The following is a 20,836-nucleotide window of genomic DNA, read 5'->3' on the forward strand; positions in this document are numbered from 1 at the left end:
AATCACCGCCCAGCCGCCCAGCCGCCCAGCCGCATGCAGCACCTCGGCGAAGAATCTCTGGCAGCAGGGGAACCATGGGGGCTTCTGCTGCGTCCTACTCATTGGGCCGGGAATCCCGGTCGCGATGAGGCAAGGAGCAGCACATGCAGCAACCCGACAAGACCGAGGAGCCCGGCAGTGATGCCCAGCTGCGCGGGCAGCTCGCAAGCGCCGCGCGCCTGGCCTCGGGAGCAGCTGCGCTGGCCCGCGGCATCGAGCCACGTTCCGCGCCGCTCGACGACGCCTGGGAATCCTGGACGAACGCTCTCGGCGCCTGGGCGCGCCTCCGGGAGATGTCAGCGGCAAGCGCGGATGCTGCGCTGGAGCGCATCACGGACGCCGACGCGGACTGGGCAACGAGCATCTCCCGGTGTGGCCACCAGCTCAACTGGGATGCATCGTGATCGAGGTGCCCGAGGGCTCGGCGGTGTCCGCGGCCGATCTCCGGGAAAAGCACCATGTGCCGATCTCGGTGCTGGCAACGCTGCTCGGGCTGCTGCGCGAGGCCGCGCTGGCCGTCCCGGACCCGGGGATGCTCGCCAGGATCGACGAGGTGTGGCCAGGGCTGCTCCACGATGCCGACGACCTGGATCTCGCCGCCTGGGCCGCATGCGCTGTCGTCGCCGGGCGCGTTGCCGACCTCGGCGCGACCGTGGCGGAGGAGGACCGCGAGGCCAGCAGGCTGCCTGGCATCACCATCGAGGCAGGGGCATGGCTGGCCGCCGCTCACCGGGAATCCGGCGATATCGCTGATCACGCACACGGTGTCGCCGAAGCATTCGCCACGGCAACCGAGCAAGTCAGTGAGGCCCTCATTGCGCTGTTCGGTGCAGTGTCCAGGATCGCTGAGGCCTGGCCCGCCGAGATCATGGGCGAGGACATCCCCGATGTGATCCTCCGCTTGTTGCAGGGCGGCTTCCCGGCTCCGGCGGACTGGATGCGCGCGCATGCTCTACCGCGCGGCGCCGAGATCGTGGAGCAGCTACGCCAAGCGCGACAGGAATTCCAGGACGCTCGCGAGCTCGGCACCCTCCTGATCAAGGCCACGCTGCTCGAGTCGCCGGTCTCTCCGCCGAGGGCGTCGACGACTCACAACATGCCCGCTGCTCCCGCGCCGGATCTTTCGGTGCCCACTGCTCCTGCGCCCACTGCTCCTGTTCCGGACATGGAAGAACCTCCCGGCGCTCGTGCCAGCATGCTTGATCTGCCAGCTCAGGCCGATGAGCTCCCGGCGCCAGTTCCCGTGCCATCCGAGCCGCCTCTACCGGAACCACTGCGGCCCACTGCCGAGAGGGGACGTGCCGCATCGGCCAGCGAGAGGGGCGCGGGGGAGCAGCTAGCCGAGGATCCCAGCCTTGCGGGGCTGCTCAGCCGGGCCAGCGAGTTCGGTTCGCGACGGCGTTCCCGGTAGCTCGACGGGAGGCAGGGACAGGATCTCGTCGAACTCGTCCTCAGGCAGCATGCGCAGGGCGGGGTCGACCACGAGCGTCCCCTTGATCTCGGTAGAGGGGTCCGCGAACGCCGCGTAGTTCTTGTCGCCCGCTACTTGGTGCAGGAGGTAGCCAGTGAGCAGCGCCCGGCTGATGGCCTGGGTCTTCTTCTCAGCCTTGCCGAGGCCGAACCAGCTGGAGATGCGGTGTCCCTCGATGAGGCCCGCGCTGGAGGATTGCTCGATGGTGCGAAGGAGCGCCTCGCCCTGCCAGCTCTCGGCCAGCGAGCGCGCATTGCTCGTCAAGGACTTCAGCTCGGCAGCGAGGATGAGCGCCGGCATGGAGAGCTGCTCGGCGGCCTTTTCCGGGGATGGGCTGACAGTGCTGGGGAAGAGCGACGCGACCGCTGCCACCGGGTTGTCCTTGCGGCGTTGCGCGGCGAGCACCGCGGCGCCCGCGCCAAAGCCATGGCCGACGAAGCCGAGCTTGCTGGGCTTGACGCTGATCTGGCCCGGCCCGAGGCGCACGTCGGTAGCGATGGAGAGGGCGGTATCGAGATCCGCGGCGAGGTTCAGGGCGGAGGGCACCACGCCACGTTCCGTGGACGGTGCGACGACCACGAATCCCCACGATGCGAGGTGCTTGAGCGTTGTGAGGTAGCGCTCCGGGCTGGTCAGCCAGTGGTGCCCGAATGCCACGGCAGGAAGGTTGAATCCTTCCTCGGGGGCGAGCACCAGGCCAGGCATGCCCGCGATGGCGAGATCGCCGCGCAGCACGCGGTGCGGTCCGCGGCGCGACAGCTGGGCTACGAGCTTCTTCGGGTTAGTGGCCACGTCCACGACGTTAGCGGATGGGCGCGCTGTCGTCGCGCAATCGGATGCCAAACCGCTCGGCCGCGCCCGCCAAGGGCCCATGTGGTGCGGGTCATAGGCATTTTCCTGCGGAAACGCCGGAGGTGCGGAAGTCGCGGTGATTCATCAGTAGGCTGTGTTCCTATGTGTGGGATTGTCGGGTATGTCGGTCACCGGCAAGCGCTGGACGTTGTCGTCGAGGCGCTTCGCCGGATGGAGTACCGCGGATATGATTCATCGGGCATCGCTGTCCTGGATGGCAGCGGGGGACTGGCGATCGAGAAGCGAGCAGGTCGGCTCGCCAATCTCGAGGCAGCGCTCGACGAGGATGGGCGGGATTCCTTCAAGGGCGTCGCGGGCATGGGGCATACCCGCTGGGCGACCCATGGCCGTCCGACGGATCGCAATGCCCACCCGCACCGAGATGTGGACCAGCGCATCGCCGTAGTCCACAACGGCATCATCGAGAACTTCGGGCCGTTGCGCGCCGAGCTCGAGGATGCAGGCGTGGACCTGCTCAGCGATACCGACACCGAGGTCACGGTGCACCTCGTCGCTCGCGCCTATGCCGAGGGCGACACCGCTGGTGATTTCGAGGCGAGCACGCTGAAGGTGCTGCGCCGCCTCGAGGGCGCCTTCACGCTGCTGTTCACCCATGCCGATCACCCGGGCACGATCATCGCGGCCCGCCGTTCCACACCGCTGGTGGTGGGCGTGGGACAGAACGAGATGTTCCTCGGCTCGGATGTCGCCGCGTTCATCGAGCACACGCGGGAGGCGATCGAGCTCGGGCAGGACAATGTCGTCATCATCACCGCGGATGACTACCGCATCCTTGACTTCGATGGCGAGCCTGTGGAGGGTCGCCCGTTCCACATCGACTGGGATCTCGCGGCAGCGGAAAAAGGCGGGCATGACTTCTTCATGCTCAAGGAGATCGAGGAGCAGCCGCTCGCGGTCGCCGACACCCTGCGCGGTCACTTCACCAACGGCCGGATCGTGCTCGATGAGCAGCGCCTGACCGATCAGGACCTCCGCGATATCGACAAGGTCTTCGTGGTGGCCTGCGGATCCGCATACCACTCGGGCCTCGTCGCCAAGTACGCCATCGAGCATTGGGCGCGCCTGCCCGTGGAAGTGGAGCTCGCGAGCGAGTTCCGCTACCGGGATCCGGTGCTTGATCGCTCGACGCTGGTCGTGGCGATCTCGCAGTCCGGCGAGACCGCGGACACGCTCGAAGCGGTGCGCCACGCGCGCGAGCAGAAGGCGCGTGTGCTCGCGGTCTGCAATACCAATGGCTCGCAGATCCCCCGGGAATCCGACGCGGTCCTCTACACGCGGGCAGGACCGGAGATCGGCGTCGCGTCGACGAAGGCGTTCCTCGCGCAGGTCGCGGCGAACTACCTCGTTGGCCTTGCCCTCGCGCAAGCACGCGGCACCAAGTATCCCGACGAGGTGGCGCGCGAGTTCGCCGAGCTCGCCTCCATGCCGGAGCTCATCGAGAAGCTGATCGGGCAGGCAGAGTCAGTGCGCGAGCTCGCCCGGGACATGGCGAGCAAGTCCACGATCCTGTTCCTCGGCCGCCACGTGGGCTACCCAGTGGCGCTCGAGGGCGCGCTCAAGCTCAAGGAGCTGGCATACATCCATGCCGAGGGCTTCGCGGCTGGCGAGCTCAAGCATGGCCCGATCGCGCTGATCGAGGACGAGCTGCCCGTGATCGTGGTGATGCCGTCGCCAAAGGGCCGCGCTGTGCTGCACTCGAAGATGCTGTCGAACATCCGCGAGATCCAGGCGCGTGGCGCGCGGACCATCGTCATCGCGGAAGAGGGCGACGAGACGGTCAAGCCCTTCGCCGACCATCTCATCGAGATCCCGGCCTCCCCGACGCTGCTGCAGCCACTGTTGTCGACGGTGCCGCTGCAGATCTTCGCCGCCCAGGTGGCGCAGACCCGTGGCTACGACGTGGACAAGCCGCGCAACCTCGCCAAGTCCGTCACCGTCGAGTAGCTGCTCGTGCCGCTCGGTTACTTCACGGTCGCCGAGATCCGCGCGGCGGAGTCGGCGTTGTTCGCGCGCGTCGCGGACGGGGTCCCCATGCGTCGTGCCGCATGGGGGCTTGCCACGATCGTCGCGCGCGAGCTGCACTCGCGTACCGGGGCCATCGCGGGACGCCATGTCGGCCTGCTCGTGGGCAGTGGTGACAACGGCGGAGATGCCTTGTGGGCCGGGGCTTTCCTGCGAAAGCGAGGCGTGGCCGTGGAAGCGGTCCTGCTCTCGCCGGATCGCGCGCACCCAGCCGGGCTCGCGGCGCTGCGTGCAGCGGGCGGCCGGATCGTGCCCCGGCTAGGGGAGCCCGATCTTGTGCTCGATGGCATCGTCGGCATCTCGGGGCATGGGTCCCTCCGCCCCGCGGCTGCCGAGCATGTGGCTGGCATCCGGTCACCGATCATCGCGGTGGACCTGCCCAGCGGCGTGGACCCAGGCAGCGGCGCCGTGCCGGGCCCCGCCGTGCGGGCGGCGCTCACAGTGACATTCGGCGCGCGCAAGCCCGTCCATGCCCTCGCTGGGGAGTCGTGCGGCGCGATCGAGGTCGTCGACATCGGCCTGGAGCTGCCCCCGCCGTCGCTGGCCGAGCTCACCGACGGCGAGGTAGGTGCCCGCTGGCCGGTTCCTGGTCCGCGCGATCACAAGTACACGCTTGGCGTCACCGGGGTGCTCGCCGGATCGGCCCGCTACCGGGGGGCGGCGCTCCTCGCCGCCGGCGGCGCGATCAGCAGCAAGTCCGGCATGGTCCGCTGCTTCGGCGCGGCCGCGTCCGCTGTCGTGGAGCGCTACCCGGAAGCGATCGTGTCCGACGACCTGCCTGATCCCGGCTCGGCTGGCTCCCCGCGCATCGATGGCTGGGTCGCAGGACCCGGGATGGGCACCAGCGAGCAGGCCCGAAGTGATCTGGAGGCCGTGCTGCAGCGCGATGCGCCCACGGTTGTCGATGCCGACGGCATCACCTTGCTCGCCGCCGATGCCAGCCTCCTGCGAGGCCGCCAAGCACCACTCGTGCTGACGCCCCATGACGGCGAGCTCACGAGGCTCACCGGGCAGCCGGTGGGGGAGGACCGCATCGCTGCGGCGACCGAGGCATCACGCCGCTATGGCGCCACGGTCCTGCTCAAGGGCCATGCCACGATCGTGGCCACCGCGGGCTCGGTGCCGCTGGTGGTGCGCGCGCGCTCCTCCTGGGCAGCCACGCCCGGCACCGGCGACATCCTTGCCGGAATGATTGGCGCGCTCGTCTCGGCCGGAATCCCACCGCACGAGGCCGCCGCGATGGCAGCCCATGCGCACGCTCGTGCGGCGCGCATCGCAGCAGGTGGCGGACCTGCCGATGGTGGCCCGATCTCGGCGAGCCACTTGCTCGCCGCGGTGCCGTCCGCTATCCGTGCCCTGCGCTCGGCGCGGTGATGCAGGTGGCAGCCGGCCTGCCTTGGTGAGCGGCGCGATAGGCGGGAGCGGTGACCAGCACGGCGCGAAGTGGCAGGATCGTAGCCGTGAGCAATCCACAGTTCGAAGCCGCGGTCGACCTCGGCGCGATCGCGCACAACACCCGGATCCTGCGTGAGTGTGCTGGTCCGGCCGATGTGATGGTCGTGGTCAAGGCCGATGGCTATGGGCACGGCGCGGTACCGGTAGCGCGGGCCGCTCTCGCCGCGGGCGCCACTGAACTGGGCGTGGCCACGGTCCAGGAGGCCGTCGAGCTGCGCGAGGCCGGGATCAGCGCGCCGATCAGCTGCTGGCTGCACGCGCCCGATGCCGATTTCGCGCCCGCTCTGGCACACCGCATCACGATTGGCGTGTCCTCCTCGCGGCACCTCGCCGCTGTCCTGTCCGCCGCTGATGCCGCCGGCACGCAGGCCAAGGTGGCGGTGAAGGTCGATTCGGGGCTAAACCGCAACGGAGTCTCCCCCCGCGAGTGGCCGGCGCTGCGCGACCTGCTGGCCAAGGCCGTCGTGGACGAGAGCGTGGTGGTGCAGTCGTTCTTCACGCATCTCGCGCACGCGGACGAGCCCGAGCACCCCGTGATCGATGCGCAGGCCGAGCGCTTCCGCGAGACGGTCGCCGATGCTCGGGCGAGCGGCATCGATCCTGGCCGCTTGCATGTCGCCAACTCGGCAGCAACGATGACCCGGCCGGATCTGCGCTTCGACATGGTGCGTCCTGGGATCGCCCTGTACGGGTTGTCGCCGGTGCCGGACCGGGGCCAGATGGGGCTGCGGCCCGCTATGACCGTCACCGCACGGATCGCCCTGGTCAAGGACGTTGCCGCGGGCGAGGGTGTCTCCTACGGGCATGTGTGGACCGCGCCGAGGGATACCACCGTGGGACTGATCCCGGCCGGTTATGCCGACGGGATTCCCCGCAACCTGACGGGACGCTTCGAGGTGCTCGTGGGCGGGCGGCGCCGCCCCGCGGTCGGACGGGTCTGCATGGACCAGTTCGTGATCGATCTCGGTCCCGGGGAGATCTCGGTCGCGGAGGGGGACGAGGCGGTGCTGTTCGGCGCGGGCGATGACGGCGCGCCGATCGCGCAGGACTGGGCCGATGAGCTCGGAACGATTCATTATGAAGTGGTGACTGGAATCAAGGGGCGGGTGGCGCGCACGTATCGCGATCCGGAAGGCGTGGGCATCCATGGCAGCGCCTGAGCGGCAGCAGATCTCGGCGGAGGGGCGGGCACGGCGGCGGCAGCCCACCGGATCGCGGAGGCGGGCGGCGGCATCGCCTCGCGCCCGGAGTCGCGCGGAGGACCCGGTGGCAGCTGCTAGTGCTCCTGCGAGCGCGGCGCGGCGCTCGTTCGACCACGACTTCCGGCTGATGCAGACCGATCGGGCGAGCTTTGTCGTCACCGACGATCAGTTGCTGCTCAACGTCCGCGAGGTCGGTCCGCCTGATGCTCCGGTGACCGTGGTGTTCGCGCACGGGTTCTGCCTGCACATGGGTGCCTGGCATTTCCAGCGGGTGGACATCGAGCGGATGTTCGGGCCGCGGGTGCGCATGGTCTTCTACGATCAGCGCGGGCACGGCCAGTCCGGCATGCCGTCCTCGGAGTCGTCCACGATCCCGCAGCTAGGACGTGATCTCGCGGCGGTGCTGCGCGCCAAGGCGCCCGAGGGGCCGGTCATCCTTGTTGGCCATTCGATGGGCGGCATGACGGTGCTGGCTTTCGCGCGGCAGTTCCCCGAGATCGTCCGCGATCGGGTCATCGGCGTGGGGCTCGTGGCGACAGCGGCGAGCGGGCTCTCCGAGGCCGGGGTCGCGCGGATGCTCGATACCCCTGCGGTCAAGGCTGCCCAGCTCGCGGTCAAGGCAGCGCCGGCGATGATCCAGCAGAGCCGCGACGCCATCCGGCCGTTGCTGTCGCCGATCCTGAAGGTCACCTCCTACGGTGATCGGCGCGTGCCTCCCGAGGTAGCCCGGTTCTCCGAGCAGATGACCAACGAGACGAACCTGCTCACGATGGTCAACTTCCTCGTCGCGCTCGAGAAGCATGACGAGTCGCTCGCGCTGCCGATCCTCAAGCCCGTCCCGGCTGCGGTGATCTGCGGCGACGGCGATATGGTGACGCCGTTCCGAAACTCGGTGGCGATCGCGGAAGCGCTTCCGCATGCCGAGCTGCTCCGTGTGCCAAAAGCAGGCCACATGGTGGAGATGGAGCGTCCCCAGGTGGTCAGTGAAGCCCTGGAGCGACTGATCAACCGGTCGTTCGAGCATGCCCGATCCGAAAGGTCCCTTGCCGGTGTATTCAGAGCAGTTGCCGACCGTTCAGGACACCGAGGCGTTTGGTCGGCGGTTGGCGGCTGGGCTCGCCGCCGGTGATGTGGTGCTGCTCTCGGGGCCGCTCGGTGCGGGCAAGACCGCGCTGGCCCGCGGGATCGCTGCGGGACTAGGCGTGCAGGGCACGGTGAGCTCGCCCACGTTCATCATCGCCCGCGAGCATCGTGCGGGAGCTAGCCGCCCAGGCGGGCTACCGCCGGTGGAGATGGTCCATGCCGACCTCTACCGGCTGGTGGGCGATGCCGAGCGTGCCCACGATGCGCACCTCGCGCTCGACGAGCTCGATGCCCTTGATCTCGATACCGAGCTCGAGGATGCGGTGCTCGTGGTCGAGTGGGGCGAGGGGCTCGCCGAGCGGCTCGTTGACCGCTACCTGTGGGTGCAGCTAGACCGCGACCGCGAGGACGAGACGAGGGAAGCGCGCTGGGAATGGGTGGACGGCGCCTGAGCGCGCAGCGGTCCATCCCCGATCAGCGGGTCGGCAATGCCCGGTCCTGTCGGTATCCTCGGTAATCGTGCTTGTTCTCGCCGTTGATACCTCCACTCCCGCTGTCACCGCGGGAGTAGTGCAGCTCGACCCGCAGCGATGGGAGCCGACCGAGCTCGCGCGCCGCGTGACCGTCAACGCTCGCGCGCACGCCGAGGTGCTCACCCCGAGCATCGCGGAATGCCTGGAATCCGCTGGCCTCGGCTTCGCGGACCTCGATGCCGTGGTGGTGGGAACAGGTCCTGGTCCCTTCACGGGCCTGCGGGTCGGCATGGTCACCGGAGCCGCGCTGGCCGACGCCCTGGGCATCCCCGCGCACGGCGTGTGTAGCCTTGATGCCATCGCGGCGCAGTGCCAGCCCAGCATCCTCACGGCTGAGGGCCAGCCCAGCATCCTCACGGCAGAGGGCCAGCCCAGCGCCCTTCCGGCTGCGGGCGAGACCGGGGCCGAGGAGCTGCTCGTGGTCACCGATGCGCGGCGCCGCGAGATCTACTGGGCCCGCTATCGCGGTGGCGAGCGCATCGATGGCCCCGCGGTGAGCAAGCCTGCTGACGTCCGGCTGGACGGTGCGACCCATGTCGCGGGATCGCCGGCGCACGCCGCTCTGTTCGATGCCCCTGTCCTCGGGGTAGCTAGCCCCACGCCGATCGGGCTGGTGGCGGCCTCCGCGACGTTGCGCGCGGGGACGGCTCCAGGACCGCTCGTGCCGCTCTACCTGCGCCGACCGGACGCGACCGAGCCAAGCGCGATGAAGAACCCGCCGGGGACGTGGCGCTATGGTGCCTGAGCCCGTGTCCGGCGCTGCCGATCTGCGGCCGCTCGCCCCAGCGGATGCACCGGCGTGCGCGCGGCTGGAGAAGCTGCTGTTCGCCTACGACAATCCCTGGCCAGCCTGGGCGTTCGCCCAGGAGCTCCGGGACCGCAACAATCACTACGTCGCGGCCGACCTCGGCGGCGAGCTGGTCGGCTACGCGGGTATCGCGCTGCTCGGCGCGAGCCGGGATCCGGAGAACGAGGTCCATACCATCGCGGTGGCTCCCGAGCACCAGGGCAAAGGCATCGGCCGCCTGCTCCTCGCGGATATCCTGGCCGTCGCTGACCTCCATGGTGGACCGACATTCTTGGATGTGCGCACGGACAATGCCGCGGCGCAGGGCCTGTATCGCAGCGTGGGGTTCGAGGTCATTGGCTTGCGCAAGCGCTACTACCAGCCGAGTGGTGCCGATGCCTTTGTGATGAAGCGGGAAGGGGCCGACCATGCCTGACTGGGGCAGCCGGGAGACGATCAACGTGCTGGGGCTCGAGAGCTCCTGCGACGAGACGGGCGTGGGCATCGCGTCGGTGGTACTGCGCGGCGAGAACGAGGGCATGGTGACGTTGCTGGCCGATGAGGTGGCATCGAGCGTGGATGAGCACGCGCGGTTTGGCGGCGTGGTGCCGGAGATCGCCTCGCGGGCGCACCTCGAGGCCGTGGTGCCGACGATGCGGCGGGCCCTGGCAGCCGCGGGCATCGAGCGGCCCGATGCGGTGGCCGTGACGATCGGGCCTGGGCTCGCGGGCGCGCTGCTCGTGGGTGCCGCTGCGGCGAAGGCGTACGCGGCGGCGTGGGGAGTGCCGTTCTATGCCATCAACCACCTGGGTGGCCACGTCGCGGTCGATGCGCTGGAGCACGGCCCGCTGCCCCCGTGCGTGGCGCTTCTGGTCTCGGGCGGCCATACGAGCCTGTTGCATGTGCATTCGCTCGCGGAGCCGATGGTCGAGCTGGGCTCGACCGTCGATGATGCGGCAGGGGAGGCGTATGACAAGGTCGCGCGCCTGCTCGGACTGGGCTATCCCGGCGGGCCCGTGGTGGATGAGCTCGCGCGCGGCGGTGATCCGCGGTCGATCAGCTTCCCGCGGGGGATGACCGGGCCGCGGGATGAGCGTCATGGATTCTCGTTCTCGGGCCTGAAGACAGCGGTGGCCCGGCATCTGGAGTCGGCGCACCGGCGGGGCGAGCCGATCGATCGGGCGGATGTGGCGGCCTCCTTCCAGGAGGCCGTGGCGGATGTGCTGTCGATGAAGCTGGTGCGCGCCGCGGGCGATATGGGTGTTGGCACGGTGGTCATCAGTGGGGGAGTCGCAGCGAACTCCCGGCTGCGCGCTCTCGCGGAGGAGCGATGCGCGGCCGCGGGGCTGGAGCTGCGGATCCCGCGGCCGCGGTTGTGCACGGACAACGGGGCCATGATCGCGTCGCTGGGCGCGCACCTGATCGCTGCCGGAGCGGAGCCGTCTAGCTTGCTGGTAGCGACCGATCCCGCGCTCTCAGTGCAGGTGAGCCAGGTATCCGGCCCTGGTCCCGGGCAGGCCGTGGCGGTGTAGTGGTTGGTGCGCGCGTTCCGTTCGCTGCAAGCTAACGACATTCATCCACGCCTGCCTTGAGTGCTAGCACTCTCGTGTATAGAGTGCTAGGTGACGCAGAATTGGTCCCGGCACCCGCGACGACGGGGCTCGAAGACGTGTCGCGAATCGTAGAACGAACCGAGCTGCCCGCAACGGGCGGGCATCACACCCAATAACGTGGAGGGTTCAACGTGGCGAGCGTGAACATCAAGCCGCTCGAGGACAAGATCCTCGTCCAGACGAACGAAGCGGAGACGACTACTGCTTCCGGTCTGGTCATCCCAGATACCGCCAAGGAGAAGCCTCAGGAAGGCACCGTCATCGCAGTGGGCCCCGGCCGCTGGGACGATGCGGGCGCCAAGCGCATCCCCCTGGATGTGCAGGAAGGCGATGTCGTCATCTACAGCAAGTACGGTGGCACCGAGATCAAGTACGCCGGCGAGGAGTACCTCATTCTCTCGGCCCGCGACATTCTCGCTGTCGTGTCCAAGTGACACACGTTCACTGAAGATGTGACCCCCTTGTGCGAGCCCCGGAGCCGAGGCCAGTCAGGCCATGGTCGCCGGGGCTTCGCATTTTCCCAAGAGCTGGCGGGCGCGGGCACCGTGCCGACGCGCAGCCGGCCAGTTGAGGAGCATTGATACCAACTATGTCCAAGCAGATCAAGTTCCACGATGACGCTCGCCGCGCGCTCGAGCGTGGCGTCGACGCGCTCGCCGATGCCGTCAAGGTCACCCTCGGCCCGCGCGGTCGCAATGTTGTTCTTGCCAAGGCCTTCGGCGGCCCCGTGGTCACCAATGACGGTGTGACCATCGCCAAGGAGATCGACCTCGAGGATCCCTTCGAGAACCTTGGTGCCCAGCTCGTCAAGGCCGTCGCTATCAAGACCAACGATGTCGCGGGCGACGGCACCACCACCGCAACGGTCCTCGCGCAGGCCATCATCAGCGCCGGGATCCGCAATGTCGCTGCCGGCGCTGGCCCCATGGCGCTCGGCAAGGGCATCGCCAAGGCCGCGGAGGCAGTCGCCGAGCACCTCGTCAAGGTCGCGACCCCGGTCGAGGGCGAGTCCGCCATCGCGCAGGTCGCCACCGTCTCGTCCCGCGACGAGGAGATCGGCGATCTCGTGGCGCGCGCGATGACCCGGGTCGGCGTGGATGGCGTCGTCACCGTCGAGGAGTCCTCCTCCCTGCTCACCGACCTCCATGTCACCGAGGGCGTGCAGTTCGACAAGGGCTACCTGTCGCCGTACTTCCTCACGGATATCGAGGCGCAGGAAGCGGTTCTCGAGGATGTGCAGATCCTGCTCAGCCGCGAGAAGATCAGCTCGCTGCCGGACTTCCTGCCGCTGCTCGAGAAGATCGCGGAATCCGGCAAGCCCGTCCTGATCATCTCTGAGGATGTCGATGGCGAGCCGCTGTCGACCCTCGTGGTCAACTCGGTGCGCAAGACGCTCAAGGCCGTGGCGGTCAAGGCCCCGTTCTTCGGCGATCGCCGCAAGGCATTCCTCGACGATCTCGCGATCGTCACCGGAGCGCAGGTCATCAACCCCGAGGTCGGTCTCACCCTCAAGGAAGCCGGGCTCGATGTGCTCGGCCACGCCCGTCGCGTCGTGGTGACCAAGGACAACACCACCATCGTCGATGGTTCCGGCTCCGATGAAGCCATCGCGGATCGGGCGGTGCAGCTGCGCCGCGAGATCGAGCAGGCCGACTCCGACTGGGACCGGGAGAAGCTCGAGGAGCGGCTCGCCAAGCTCGCCGGAGGCATTGCTGTCATCCGCGTCGGTGCCGCGACCGAGACCGAGCTGCGCGAGCGCAAGCATCGCGTCGATGACGCTGTTCATGCGGCAAAGGCTGCTGTCGAGGAAGGCATCGTGCCTGGCGGTGGCAGCGCCCTCGTCCAGGCGCGCGTGGCCCTTGCCAATGATCTCGGGCTCGAGGGCGACGAGGCAACCGGTGTGCGGGTCGTCCGCGAGGCTCTCAGTGCCCCGCTGTACTGGATCGCGCGCAACGCGGGCCTCGACGGTGCTGTCGTCAGTTCGAAGGTCGAGGAGCTCGGGGTCGGTGAGGGCTTCAACGCCGCCACCCTGACCTACGGCAACCTCGTCGAGCAGGGTGTCATCGATCCGGTCAAGGTCACCCGCAACGCTGTCATCAACGCGGCATCTGTTTCTCGGATGGTCCTCACCACGGAGAGCGCTGTCGTGGACAAGCCCGAAGAGGCCGAGGACGAGCACGGCCACGGCCACTCCCACTGATCACTGGCACTGATCTCGGGCCGCTCGGCTCTGCATGAAGCCCGCTCGGCTCTGCATGAAGCACAGGGTGCCAGCACCATTGATGGTGCTGGCACCCTTGTTGCTGGATAGGGTGGCGCTACGCGATGTTGCGGGACTGCTTCATCCTCAGGTGGTGCAGCCTCTCGGACTCGGACATGCCGCCCCAGATGCCGTAGGGCTCCCCGACGGTCAAGGCGTGCTCCCGGCATTGCGCTAGCACGGGGCATCGGTAGCACAGCGCCTTGGCGCGGAGCTCGCGCTCGTGCCGCGCTCGTCCACGCTCGCCATCGGGATGGAAGAAGACCGACGAGTCCACCCCGCGGCAGAGGCCGTGCCGCTGCCAATCCCAATGATCGATGATCGGCCCAGGGAGCTGGTGGGGCTGCGGCATATCTTCTCCTTTGTCCTGCATGTCCGAATTAGGATCGGAAAGAATTCCCCTATGAAGCGGCAAGAATAGTTTGGGGTCGATCAGGCATCACCTTATGTGCTGCAAAGAAAAACCGTCAACCCTCCGGGTCGCGCGACGTCATCAATGCTGGTATCTCCAGTAGGGGAAACCGAGGAGCTTGCGACGTCGCCTCACGCTCGTCGCGGGACTCTAGCATGTAATCCCAGTTCAAACGTGTAATGTGTGACTGGCGCCGCAACCTCATCGAGGGGCGGGCGGGGTGGCCTCGCCTTGGTGGATGGAAAACGCTTGACCAAAATCACATACCGCCTCGAACATTCAAGCGTGGTAATAGTTTCATCTAGTTTAAAATTTGTTTACCGAAGTGTGAACGTATGGCGTGGGATCCCGCTGGGCGGTGCATCCGAATCTCGGGGAAGGAGTGCTGCATGGAGCTGCTCGATGCGTGGACGCGGGCCGTGGACCTGGGAGCCCGTGGGCGCTACGCGGCGGCCCGGCGGCTGCTCGAGGACATCGAGCGCGCGGCTGCTCCATCCCCGGCCCTGCCCAGCGGGATAGCGGTGCGATCGCTCGCCCTGAGCACGGCCGCATCGCTCGATCGCCAGCTCGGCCACTACCGGCGCGCGGCGGTGCACGACGGTGCCGCGGCGCGGATCGCGATATCGGCGGATCGCGGCGCCCTCTCGGTGGCCCCCGCTGGTCTCGCGGATGAGGCCTGGTGCGACGCGATGACCGGGCTCGCGGCGGATATGCTCGGATCTTTCCGGATGAGCACGGTGGACGTCCTGCTCGCCCGCGTGCAGGAGCGGCTGGACGGGATCCCGTCCGGGGCGCTCTGGCGGCAGCGTGTGCGGCTCTCCTGGGTACGGGCCGAGCGGGCGCTGTTCTCCGGAACCGGGGCGTCCATTGTCGACGTCGCGCGCGCTGCGGTGCGGCTGTCGGTGGAGGCTGGATCGGAGCGGCATCGCATCAAGTCGGAGCTCATCCTGGCCGCAGCGCTCGGCGCGGGCGGGCAAGCAGCGGAATCGCTGGAGCTCGGCGCGCGGTGCCATCGGGATGCCGCGGCCGCTGGCCTGCTGCCGCTTGCCTGGGCCGCGGCGATGCTGCTCTCGAGCGACCCTGCCCCCGAGCGGTCACGATGGTGGCAGGAGCGTGCCGCTGAGGGAAGGCTGGCCATGGAGCGGAGAGGCGGGAGGTTCGCATGAGCGGGCTGCAGATGGGTGACAGGAAGCTCGTTGTCGGCGGCTGCCGGTATTGTCGTATGGATACCAATGACACGCTGGCAACCCAAGGGTGCGACCTCGACGTATGACTAAAGCACACAAGCTGGTCCCCGGCGGGGACACACCTGGAGAAGGTGCGCGCGATTCAGGGGACTCGCGTGTAACACCTGCTCCTCATCATGCGATGACACTGTCAGATGAGGAGCTCACGCTTGCCGTCGCTGCAGCCAGCAAAGGCGACAGGAAGGCTCTCTCGACTGTTTTGGAGACGATCCGTCCCCCGGTGTTCCGCTATTGCCGGGCTCGGATCGGATTGGGAGAGCGCGGGAACGTATCCGCCGACGATGTGGCGCAGGAGGTGTGCATGGCCGTCATGACAGCCCTTCCCCGGTATCGGGACCAGGGGCGCCCGTTCATGTCGTTCGTCTATGGCATCGCTGCCCACAAGGTCGCGGACGCGCACCGCGGAACAGCGCGGAACCGGCAGGACCCGACAGCCGATATGCCAGATTTCGCCTCATCCGCAGAGGGGCCCGAGGATCACGCGTTGCTCGGTGAATCCTCCCGGCGGGTGCAGGAACTCCTGGACTCTCTCTCGCCAGAGCAGCGGGAAATACTCATCCTCCGCGTCATCGAGGGCGTTTCGGCCGCCGAGGCCGCGGAGATCGTAGGCAGTACCGCTGGTGCCGTGCGCGTGGCACAGCATCGTGCTCTGGCAAAGCTGAAGAAATCAATGGGGAGAGTAGGTGACATCGATGGCTAGGCGCAATGACGACGGCACGACCGGCGACCGCGTCGGCCGCGATCCAGAGGACCTGTCACAGGGGGTTGGCCAGGGCGAGGAAGCATCGATACCGGATATTGGCGATCTGCTCGCCGATGACGCGTTCCTCGACGCGCTCGCCCGGGGCATCGAGCAGGACACTGCGTCGGAGGACGCACTGTCCGGGGACACTGCCGCGCTTGCTGGACTTCTCGGGGACTGGCGGAACGACATCATGTCGGCACCACTTCCGCCCGCCCCGTCACTCGATGAGGTCGAGGCCGCGATGCAGCGTGCCGCTGGCCCGGCTGCCGTGGCTTCGGCCAAGCCCGGCCAGGGCGGGCCTGGTAGGCGTTCTACCCGGTGGCTCTCGTCCGTCGCTGGCGTTGCTGCGGCCGCCGCAGTGGTCCTCGGAGGGCTTGCTGTGGTCTCGCAGAACGCGCAGCCAGGCGATCCGCTCTGGGGCTTCCGCCAGCAGATCCACGGCTCGAGCGAAACCACGGTGATGGTCGCGGGCCTGTGGAACGAGCTCGAGCAGGCGGAGCGCGCGCTCGAATCGGGGGACATGGCCCAGGTGCAACGCATCCTGAGCGAGGTAGCACCACGGATAGGCCAGCTTCAGGGGTCGGACCAGGACACGCTGACCAGCAAGTTCCAGCAACTCAGCGAGAACCTGCAGCAGAATCCGAGAGACCTTGACCGGATTCTCGACATGCCCCGTCCCGCTGCTCCCGCAGCGACCTCGGACGAGGAGACCAGCGAGCCACCACGAGGGCAGCTCCCGACTGGTGTCGTGATCCCCGGACTGCCAACCGATTTTCCGACCAACTTCCCGACCCAGCTGCCCACTGGGTTGCCGGTACCGGATTTCACGGTTGATCCGGAAGTGCTCTTGAACAACCCGTGGAACCCGGGCCCGGAAGCTTCGGCGACACCTGGAGCGAGCCAGCCGCCGGCTACCACGACGGGGCAGGACGGCACGAGCACTGCGCCGACCACAACGGGGACGCCTTCCACGACGACGGGGAAGGAGACGCCGGGGAAGACGACGGCAGGGGCAACCACGGGAGCCAGCTCGGCACCGAGCTCGACGACCACAAGTGTTCGCCCGACGTCACCCCGTGCCTCCGCTACCACTGCTGGGGCGCCGGTTCCTGATGACATCCAGGTAGAGCTCGACGATGTGGCGACCTCGACCAGCGAGGCTGCACCCGATGGGCCCGCCGATGGACCCGGAGGACAGGTCACTGTTCCCGGCGTCCCCGGTTCCTAGAAGCTCTGCACACACGAACAAGGCCCCTGCTCGGATATCAATCCCGAGCAGGGGCCTTGTTCGTGTGCTGTAGCGAACGAGGCGCGTGGCGAATACTGGCCACCACGCTCGCGGCCTATCCAGTGGGAGACACATGGGCAAGCAGGCAGCGGGTCGCGCGATCGGTCGCCCGCTGCCTGTCACATGTCGCTGCCGCCCTGGATCCAGGAACGGTAGATGCCGCGATGCTGTGGCGACACGTCGCTCATCACGCCATCCGCATAGCCGCGGCAATAATCCCACGTGACATAGGCGTCGGGGTTCGGATCGAAGGCAGGCTCGTGGGGACGGACAGTCCCATCCTCGAGCAGCTGCAGGAGATTCGCGCGCAGCATGTCCCAGTCGTGGAAGTGATCGCGCTGGCAGTCCTCGCAAAGCACCACGAGCCCGCGGATGCCGCGATGCGCTAGCAAGGCCTCGTACACAGCGAGATCCTGCAGGTCTTCCTCGATGGCCATGCGTTCGTGCGGGTCGAGTGGCTGCCCCGGCTCCATCGAGTCGAGGGCCGAAGCAGGGTCCTGCGGATCGTCGGCGAACGGATCCGGCGGTAAACCAGGTGGTAGATGATCGCGCACGAGTTCTACCGTACTGAGTGTGAGGGGCTCTCCGCCACCGGTTCGCCCGTCAAACCAGGATATTGGGTGCAAAAAGTTGACCATGCACGGCCCATGGCGGCCCCCGGCAGCCGGAGGGATTGGTCACCGGGCTGGGCGGTGTGCGCTGGGAGGCCCAGCCCGGTAGTCGCTATCCTGCCAGCCGGACCCGTGGGCGGGGCCGTGCGTGCGCTGGGAATACGCTGTGGATTCCCTGAGTTGTGCGGAGCAGTGGCCACCGCTCCGGCGGCCCTATCGTGGCCGCGGGCCTGGGCCGGGTTAGCTTCCGGGCCGTGTTTTGCCTACGCTGTGATGATTCGGTGGGGAACCAGCAAGTTAGGAAGGTCGCTCGGCATGACCAGCTCTGCACCACGTGCTTTCACGGGCGGGGATGATCCCGGCAAGATCGCGATGCTAGGGCTCACGTATGACGATGTGCTGCTGCTGCCCGCGGCCTCGGACGTCATCCCCAGCCAGGTCGATACCTCGAGCCAGCTGACCAAGCGGATCCGGTTGAACGTGCCGCTCGTCAGCTCAGCGATGGACACCGTCACCGAGGCGCGCATGGCCATCGCCATGGCCCGCGCGGGAGGCATGGGGGTACTGCATCGCAACCTCTCTGCCGAGGCGCAGGCCGCGCAGGTCGAGACAGTGAAGCGATCCGAGGCCGGAATGGTGACCGATCCGGTCACGTGCGGCCCCGATGACACGCTCGCCGAGGTCGATGCCAAGTGCGCGCGGTTCCGCATCTCGGGATTGCCCGTGGTCGATGCCAACGGCATGCTGCTGGGCATCGTGACGAACCGCGACATGCGGTTCGAGGTGGACCAGTCGCAGCGCGCGGCCGATGTCATGACCCGGATGCCCCTGGTGACTGCTCGCGAGGGCGTCACCGCCGAGGCCGCGCTCGGGCTGCTGCGCCGCCACAAGGTGGAGAAGCTGCCGATCGTCGACGGGCAGGGCAAGCTGCGCGGGCTGATCACCGTGAAGGACTTCGTCAAGACGGAGCAGCACCCCTATGCCACCAAGGACACCGATGGCAGGTTGCTCGTCGGTGCCGCGGTGGGCGTGGGCGATGATGCCTGGTCACGCTCGATGCAACTCGTCGACGCTGGGTCCGACGTGCTCATTGTCGATACCGCGCACGCGCACAACCAGCGCGTGCTCGAGATGGTCTCGCGGTTGAAGCGGGAAGTCGGCGAGAACGTCGAGATCATCGGCGGCAACGTGGCTACCCGGGAAGCCGCCCAGGCGCTCGTGGACGCGGGCGCGGACGCGGTGAAGGTGGGTGTGGGCCCCGGCTCGATCTGCACCACCCGTGTCGTGGCGGGAGTCGGTGCGCCGCAGGTGACCGCGATCCTCGAGGCTGTATCGGTGTGCCGCCCGGCCGGCGTCCCCGTGATCGCTGATGGCGGGCTCCAGTTCTCCGGCGACATCGCCAAGGCGCTCGCGGCCGGTGCCTCGACCGCGATGCTGGGCTCCTTGCTCGCCGGTACGGCGGAATCGCCGGGCGAGCTGATCTTCGTCAACGGCAAGCAGTTCAAGAGCTACCGCGGCATGGGCTCGCTCTCTGCCATGCAGGGCCGCGGCCAGTCCGGGGAAGCCCGCAGCTTCTCGAAGGATCGCTACTTCCAGGATGATGTGCTCTCCGAGGACAAGCTCGTCCCCGAGGGCATCGAAGGCCGGGTCCCGTACCGCGGTCCGCTCGGCACGGTCATCCACCAGCTCGTTGGTGGGCTTCGCGCCGCCATGGGCTACACCGGATCGGGAACGATCGAGCACCTGCAGGATGCGCGGTTCGTGCAGATCACCACAGCGGGCCTGAAGGAAAGCCACCCGCACGACATCACCATGACCGTCGAGGCGCCGAACTACACTGCTCGCTAGAGCCTCCACTGGGCCGATGGGTCGCAGCGATTCCACAGCGGCCCGGCCATGCGAGCGCAGCACGCCCATCGGTTCGGGCAACGAGCACGGACACAGCAGAGAAGGGAACGCGGGTGCAGGACCACGTAGAGATCGGCATGGGGCGTTCCGCGCGACGTACCTACGAGCTCGCGGATATCAACATCGTTCCCTCCCGCCGGACCCGGTCCGCCAAGGAGGTGTCCACGGCCTGGCAGCTCGATGCCTACAAGTTCGAGATGCCCGTGCTGGCGCACCCGACCGATGCCGTGGTCTCGCCCAGCATGGCGATCGAGCTCGGCAAGCGCGGCGGGCTCGGCGTGCTCAACGCGGAAGGCCTGTGGGGGCGCCACGCGGATGTCGACGCGCGCCTCTCGGAGGTTGTCGGCCTCGCTGACGATGAGGTCCATCCCACCAAGGCGATCCGCAAGCTCCAGGAGCTGCACGCGGCGCCCATCAAGACAGGCTTGCTCGGTGCCGCGGTCGCACAGGTCCGCGATGTCGGCATCACCACGGCAGTGCGGGTGAGCCCGCAGAACGCCCGGTGGCTCACCCCCGTTCTCCTCGAGGCCGGTATCGACCTCCTCGTCATCCAGGGCACGATCATCTCGGCCGAGCATGTGTCCACCAACGAGCCGCTGAACCTCAAGCGGTTCATCGCCGAGCTTGATGTCCCTGTTGTTGCTGGCGGGGTCAGCGACCATCGCACCGCGCTGCACCTGATGCGCACTGGCGCTGCCGGAGTGATCGTGGGCTATGGCGCATCCGCGGCGACCACCACGCGCGAGGTCCTGGGCATTGGCGTGCCGATGGCGACAGCGATCGCGGATGCCGCCGCGGCCCGGCGGGAGTACCTCGACGAGACCGGTGGCCGCTACGTGCACGTCATCGCCGACGGGGACCTGCATTCCTCCAGCGACGTCGCCAAGGCCATTGGCTGCGGCGCGGACGCTGTCGCGCTGGGCTCGCTGCTCGCGGCAGCGCGCGAGGCGCCCGGCATGGGCTGGTACTGGCCATCCGTGGCCGCCCATCCCTCGATGCCACGTGGGACCATCGCGCGCTTCTATGACAAGGGCGAGCAAGCGCCGCTCGACAATGTCCTCAATGGGCCCTCGCACGACCCATTCGGTTCCACCAACATCGTGGGCGGGCTGCGCCGGGCCATGGCCAAGGCCGGATACTCGGACCTGAAGGAATTCCAGAAGGTCGGGCTGTCCGTACGGGGGTGATCCGCTGGCGGATCCGGCGGACGCGCTGGACCAATGCGTTGGTCGAAAGTCCAGGTCGTACTAGCCGGCGGCAGGATGGTTCCGGGATGATGATCGGGGC

At 68.0% G+C, this 20,836-nt stretch carries 20 protein-coding genes; 17 read left to right on the plus strand and 3 right to left on the minus strand.

The window, feature by feature from the left end:
- The first annotated feature begins 143 nt into the window (after positions 1 to 143).
- Both QC765_RS11290 and QC765_RS11295 read left to right on the plus strand, forming a co-directional pair.
- Entirely contained in the window at positions 144 to 443 is a 300-nt protein-coding gene (locus tag QC765_RS11290) for a hypothetical protein (protein WP_278314540.1), read from the plus strand.
- The gene (locus QC765_RS11295; RefSeq protein WP_278314541.1) at positions 440 to 1,450 is read left to right on the plus strand and encodes a hypothetical protein; all 1,011 of its coding nucleotides are present in this window, start codon (positions 440 to 442) and stop codon (positions 1,448 to 1,450) included. Before QC765_RS11290 ends, QC765_RS11295 begins: the two co-directional genes overlap by 4 nt.
- Here QC765_RS11295 and QC765_RS11300 read toward each other — a convergent pair.
- Complete coding sequence (locus QC765_RS11300; protein ID WP_278314542.1) at positions 1,376 to 2,302, minus strand: dienelactone hydrolase family protein; 927 nt, start codon at positions 2,300 to 2,302, stop codon at positions 1,376 to 1,378. The two genes, QC765_RS11295 and QC765_RS11300, sit on opposite strands and share 75 nt — an antisense overlap.
- A gap of 162 nt (positions 2,303 to 2,464) precedes the next feature.
- Here QC765_RS11300 and glmS point away from each other — a divergent pair, with 162 nt between their 5' ends.
- The 10 genes from glmS (at position 2,465) to groL (ending at position 13,278) form a co-directional block, all read left to right on the plus strand.
- A complete protein-coding gene (gene glmS / locus QC765_RS11305; RefSeq protein ID WP_278314543.1) occupies positions 2,465 to 4,327 on the plus strand; it encodes a glutamine--fructose-6-phosphate transaminase (isomerizing) in 1,863 nt (620 codons plus the stop codon).
- A gap of 6 nt (positions 4,328 to 4,333) precedes the next feature.
- A complete protein-coding gene (locus tag QC765_RS11310) occupies positions 4,334 to 5,779 on the plus strand; it encodes an NAD(P)H-hydrate dehydratase (RefSeq protein ID WP_278314544.1) in 1,446 nt (481 codons plus the stop codon).
- Between the two features lie 50 nt (positions 5,780 to 5,829).
- Entirely contained in the window at positions 5,830 to 7,020 is a 1,191-nt protein-coding gene (alr, locus tag QC765_RS11315) for an alanine racemase (RefSeq protein WP_373876738.1), read from the plus strand.
- A gap of 106 nt (positions 7,021 to 7,126) precedes the next feature.
- On the plus strand, positions 7,127 to 8,191 hold the full coding sequence (locus tag QC765_RS11320) for an alpha/beta fold hydrolase (RefSeq protein ID WP_278314546.1): 1,065 nt from the start codon (positions 7,127 to 7,129) through the stop codon (positions 8,189 to 8,191).
- Entirely contained in the window at positions 8,085 to 8,597 is a 513-nt protein-coding gene (gene tsaE, locus QC765_RS11325; protein WP_278314547.1) for a tRNA (adenosine(37)-N6)-threonylcarbamoyltransferase complex ATPase subunit type 1 TsaE, read from the plus strand. The genes QC765_RS11320 and tsaE overlap by 107 nt, the downstream gene beginning before the upstream one ends.
- 67 nt (positions 8,598 to 8,664) lie before the next feature.
- The gene (gene tsaB / locus QC765_RS11330; RefSeq protein WP_278314548.1) at positions 8,665 to 9,423 is read left to right on the plus strand and encodes a tRNA (adenosine(37)-N6)-threonylcarbamoyltransferase complex dimerization subunit type 1 TsaB; all 759 of its coding nucleotides are present in this window, start codon (positions 8,665 to 8,667) and stop codon (positions 9,421 to 9,423) included.
- On the plus strand, positions 9,413 to 9,901 hold the full coding sequence (rimI, locus tag QC765_RS11335; protein ID WP_278314549.1) for a ribosomal protein S18-alanine N-acetyltransferase: 489 nt from the start codon (positions 9,413 to 9,415) through the stop codon (positions 9,899 to 9,901). Before tsaB ends, rimI begins: the two co-directional genes overlap by 11 nt.
- On the plus strand, positions 9,894 to 10,997 hold the full coding sequence (gene tsaD / locus QC765_RS11340) for a tRNA (adenosine(37)-N6)-threonylcarbamoyltransferase complex transferase subunit TsaD (protein WP_373876739.1): 1,104 nt from the start codon (positions 9,894 to 9,896) through the stop codon (positions 10,995 to 10,997). Before rimI ends, tsaD begins: the two co-directional genes overlap by 8 nt.
- A 212-nt stretch (positions 10,998 to 11,209) precedes the next feature.
- On the plus strand, positions 11,210 to 11,512 hold the full coding sequence (groES, locus tag QC765_RS11345; protein ID WP_149360598.1) for a co-chaperone GroES: 303 nt from the start codon (positions 11,210 to 11,212) through the stop codon (positions 11,510 to 11,512).
- Between the two features lie 155 nt (positions 11,513 to 11,667).
- Positions 11,668 to 13,278, plus strand: a complete 1,611-nt coding sequence (gene groL, locus QC765_RS11350; protein WP_278314550.1) for a chaperonin GroEL — start codon at positions 11,668 to 11,670, stop codon at positions 13,276 to 13,278.
- A gap of 118 nt (positions 13,279 to 13,396) precedes the next feature.
- On the opposite strand, the gene QC765_RS11355 is transcribed toward groL, so the two are convergent.
- The gene (locus QC765_RS11355; protein ID WP_278314551.1) at positions 13,397 to 13,690 is read right to left on the minus strand and encodes a WhiB family transcriptional regulator; all 294 of its coding nucleotides are present in this window, start codon (positions 13,688 to 13,690) and stop codon (positions 13,397 to 13,399) included.
- A 449-nt stretch (positions 13,691 to 14,139) separates the two neighbouring features.
- Here QC765_RS11355 and QC765_RS11360 point away from each other — a divergent pair, with 449 nt between their 5' ends.
- From QC765_RS11360 to QC765_RS11370, 3 genes are all read left to right on the plus strand, one after another.
- Positions 14,140 to 14,916 (plus strand): hypothetical protein, encoded by a 777-nt coding sequence (locus QC765_RS11360; RefSeq protein WP_278314552.1) that lies wholly within the window; start codon positions 14,140 to 14,142, stop codon positions 14,914 to 14,916.
- A 202-nt stretch (positions 14,917 to 15,118) separates the two neighbouring features.
- Positions 15,119 to 15,697, plus strand: coding sequence for a sigma-70 family RNA polymerase sigma factor (locus QC765_RS11365; protein WP_278314553.1), 579 nt, complete (start codon positions 15,119 to 15,121; stop codon positions 15,695 to 15,697).
- Positions 15,690 to 16,970, plus strand: coding sequence for an anti-sigma-D factor RsdA (locus tag QC765_RS11370; protein ID WP_278314554.1), 1,281 nt, complete (start codon positions 15,690 to 15,692; stop codon positions 16,968 to 16,970). The genes QC765_RS11365 and QC765_RS11370 overlap by 8 nt, the downstream gene beginning before the upstream one ends.
- A 179-nt stretch (positions 16,971 to 17,149) precedes the next feature.
- Here QC765_RS11370 and QC765_RS11375 read toward each other — a convergent pair whose 3' ends face one another.
- Positions 17,150 to 17,584 carry a DUF5319 domain-containing protein gene (locus QC765_RS11375; RefSeq protein WP_278314555.1) on the minus strand — a complete coding sequence of 145 codons (435 nt, stop codon included), beginning with the start codon at positions 17,582 to 17,584 and terminating at the stop codon, positions 17,150 to 17,152.
- A 372-nt stretch (positions 17,585 to 17,956) separates the two neighbouring features.
- Between QC765_RS11375 and guaB the strand changes: the two genes are divergently transcribed.
- Positions 17,957 to 19,489, plus strand: a complete 1,533-nt coding sequence (gene guaB / locus QC765_RS11380; protein WP_278314556.1) for an IMP dehydrogenase — start codon at positions 17,957 to 17,959, stop codon at positions 19,487 to 19,489.
- A 113-nt stretch (positions 19,490 to 19,602) separates the two neighbouring features.
- Positions 19,603 to 20,736: a GuaB3 family IMP dehydrogenase-related protein gene (locus tag QC765_RS11385; RefSeq protein WP_278314557.1), complete on the plus strand. Its 1,134-nt coding sequence runs from the start codon at positions 19,603 to 19,605 to the stop codon at positions 20,734 to 20,736.
- Positions 20,737 to 20,836 lie beyond the last annotated feature (100 nt).

Origin of the sequence: Hoyosella levis (assembly GCF_026008515.1) — a bacterium.
GTDB classification, from domain to species: Bacteria; Actinomycetota; Actinomycetes; order Mycobacteriales; family Mycobacteriaceae; genus Lolliginicoccus; species Lolliginicoccus levis.